This is a genomic window from Nostoc spongiaeforme FACHB-130, assembly GCF_014698475.1.
Taxonomy (GTDB): domain Bacteria; phylum Cyanobacteriota; class Cyanobacteriia; order Cyanobacteriales; family Nostocaceae; genus Nostoc_B; species Nostoc_B spongiaeforme.
Map to the genome: position 1 here is coordinate 1 of NZ_JACJTB010000098.1, position 3,293 is coordinate 3,293.

Below are 3,293 nucleotides of genomic sequence, written 5' to 3' on the forward strand. Positions count from 1 at the left end.
GGAGCTTTTTAGGAAAAAGAGACCTGGCGCCGAGCAATTGTGGCAGGAGGCAACCCTCCAACTATCGTAGCCGCAGCAGCGTTTCACCTCTGAGTTCGGGATGTATCAGTGTGGTTCCACCGCGCCATAGGCACCAGGAAAGCTTGATAAGGCAAAAGTCAAAAGTCAAAAGTTAAAAGTGAAGAAATAAGTTTTAACTAGTGAAGTTTAACTTGACAGAAGCCCTGAAGGCTGCAAGAAACGCGATATTTACCAAATTTGAGAGGTCAAGCCCTCGGTCTGTTAGCACGGCTCGGCTACATACATTACTGCACTTCCACCTACCGCCTAAGAACCTGTGTTCTACAGGTGACCTTACCTACTTAAAGTAGTGAGAACACTCATCTTGAGGTGGGCTTCCCACTTAGATGCTTTCAGCGGTTATCCGCTCCGCACTTGGCTACCCAGCGTCTACTGTTGGTACAATAACTGGTACACCAGCGGTGCGTCCTTCCCGGTCCTCTCGTACTAAGGAAGGCTCCTCTCAATGTTCTAACGCCTGCACCGGATATGGACCGAACTGTCTCACGACGTTCTGAACCCAGCTCACGTACCGCTTTAATGGGCGAACAGCCCAACCCTTGGGACGTACTTCCGCCCCAGGTTGCGATGAGCCGACATCGAGGTGCCAAACCTCCCCGTCGATGTGGACTCTTGGGGGAGATCAGCCTGTTATCCCTAGAGTAACTTTTATCCGTTGAGCGACGGCCATTCCACTCTGCGCCGTCGGATCACTAAGGCCTACTTTCGTACCTGCTCGACTTGTCGGTCTTGCAGTCAAGCTCCCTTTATGCCTTTACACTCGCCGCACGGTTTCCAAGCGTGCTGAGGGAACCTTTGCGCGCCTCCGTTACCTTTTAGGAGGCGACCGCCCCAGTCAAACTGCCCACCTGAAACTGTCCTCTCTCCGGATCACGGAGATGAGTTAGAATCCTAGCTTCGCCAGAGTGGTATCTCACCGTTAGCTCCATATTCCCCACAAGGAATATCTCATCGCTTCCCACCTATCCTGCGCAAGCGAAGCCCGGACACCATTCCAGGCTACAGTAAAGCTTCATAGGGTCTTTCTGTCCAGGTGCAGGCAGTCCGTATCTTCACAGACATTCCTATTTCGCCGAGTCTCTCTCTGAGACACCATCCAGATCGTTACGCCTTTCGTGCGGGTCGGAACTTACCCGACAAGGAATTTCGCTACCTTAGGACCGTTATAGTTACGGCCGCCGTTCACCGGGGCTTCGGTCGTCAGCTTCATGTTGCCACTGACCAACTTCCTTAACCTTCCGGCACTGGGCAGGCGTCAGCCCCCATACTTCCTCTTACGAGTTTGCGGAGACCTGTGTTTTTGGTAAACAGTCGCCTGGATCTCTTCACTGCGACCCACTCTCGTGGGCACCCCTTCTTCCGAAGTTACGGGGCCATTTTGCCGAGTTCCTTAGAGAGAGTTATCTCGCGCCCCTTAGTTTACTCAACCTCCCTACCTGTGTCGGTTTCGGGTACGGGTACCATATGTTCATCACATCACAAGCTTTTCTTGGCACTATCTTTCACTACTCGGAGTCCGTAAACCCCTCCCAAACCAATTAGGGTGTAGCTATTTTTTATGCGTCCCTTGCCATGCTCCCATATCGTAGTCAGGGAATCTTCACCCTGTGTCCATCGACTACGCCTTTCGACCTCGCCTTAGGACCCGACTCACCCAGAGCGGACGAACCTGGCTCTGGAACCCTTAGGGTTTCGGGGCATTGGATTCTCACCAATGTTTGCGCTACTCAAGCCGACATTCTCACTTCCGTTTCGTCCACAGCTGCTCGCCGCTACTGCTTCTCCCTACTACGGAACGCTCCCCTACCGATTAATGTTTAGTTAATCCCACAGCTTCGGTACATCACTTAGCCCCGTTCATTTTCGGCGCAAGACCGCTTGACTAGTGAGCTATTACGCACTCTTTCAAGGGTGGCTGCTTCTAGGCAAACCTCCTAGTTGTCTATGCAGTCTCACCTCCTTTCTCACTTAGTGATGATTTGGGGACCTTAGCTGGTGGTCTGGGCTGTTTCCCTCTTGACAATGAAGCTTATCCCCCACTGTCTCACTGGCTGTGTGTCCATCGGGTATTCTGAGTTTGTCTCGATTTGGTACCGGTCTCCCAGCCCGCACCGAAACAGTGCTTTACCCCCCGACTATAATCACAACCGCTGCGCCTCAACACATTTCGGGGAGAACCAGCTAGCTCCTGGTTCGATTGGCATTTCACCCCTAACCACAGCTCATCCGCCGATTTTTCAACATCGGTCGGTGCGGACCTCCACTTGGTGTTACCCAAGCTTCATCCTGGCCATGGTTAGATCACCAGGGTTCGGGTCTATAAACACTGATTTTCGCCCTTTTCAGACTCGGTTTCCCTTTGGCTCCAGCATTCTCGCTTTAACCTACCAGTGCCTATAAGTCGCCGGCTCATTCTTCAACAGGCACGCGGTCATCCGTTTAATCGGACTCCCACTGCTTGTAAGCTCACGGTTTCATGTTCTTTTTCACTCCCCTTCCGGGGTTCTTTTCACCTTTCCCTCGCGGTACTTGTTCTCTATCGGTCACACAGTAGTATTTAGCCTTACGAGATGGTCCTCGCTGATTCACATGGGATTCCTCGTGCCCCATGCTACTCGGGATTCAGCTTCTATCCTTTGACTTTCGACTACAAGACTTTCACTTTCTTTGGTGCAGTATTTAGCTGCTTCGTCTAGCCTCTAGATTCGATTTTGCTGTCCCACTACCCCAAAAGATAAATCCTTTGGTTTAGGCTCTTCCCCTTTCGCTCACCACTACTCAGGGAATCTCTTTTGATTTCTTTTCCTCCAGCTACTAAGATGTTTCAGTTCGCTGGGTTCGCTCTTGACTGTCTATATATTCAACAGCCAGTATTTAGGGTTGCCCCATTCGGACACCTCCGGCTCAATGTTTGCTTCCAACTCCCCGGAGTATTTCGTCGGTAACCACGTCCTTCTTCGCCTCTGTGTGCCTAGGTATCCACCATGAGCCCTTTTTCGCTTGACCACAATCAATACATTCGGCTTTTTCCATGCAATCATCTGTCTTTTGCTTCTTGTCTCCAGCTTTTTTGCTTTCTGACTTTCCACTTTTGACTTTTTGACTGCCTGCTTTTTTCGCGTTTCTATGCAGTTTTCAAGGTTCTGGCTAGGATTTATCCCAGCATTCTAACTTCTTCTATGCGTTAGGTGCTGTTCTTCCTTTTTTTGTTT

2 rRNA genes are annotated in these 3,293 nt (G+C 50.7%); both read right to left on the reverse strand.

Going from position 1 to position 3,293, the window contains the following annotated elements:
- Positions 1 to 21 precede the first annotated feature (21 nt).
- Positions 22 to 138 (reverse strand): 5S ribosomal RNA (gene rrf, locus H6G74_RS30805).
- Between the two features lie 124 nt (positions 139 to 262).
- A 23S ribosomal RNA gene (locus H6G74_RS30810) occupies positions 263 to 3,087 on the reverse strand.
- Between the last annotated feature and the right edge of the window lie 206 nt (positions 3,088 to 3,293).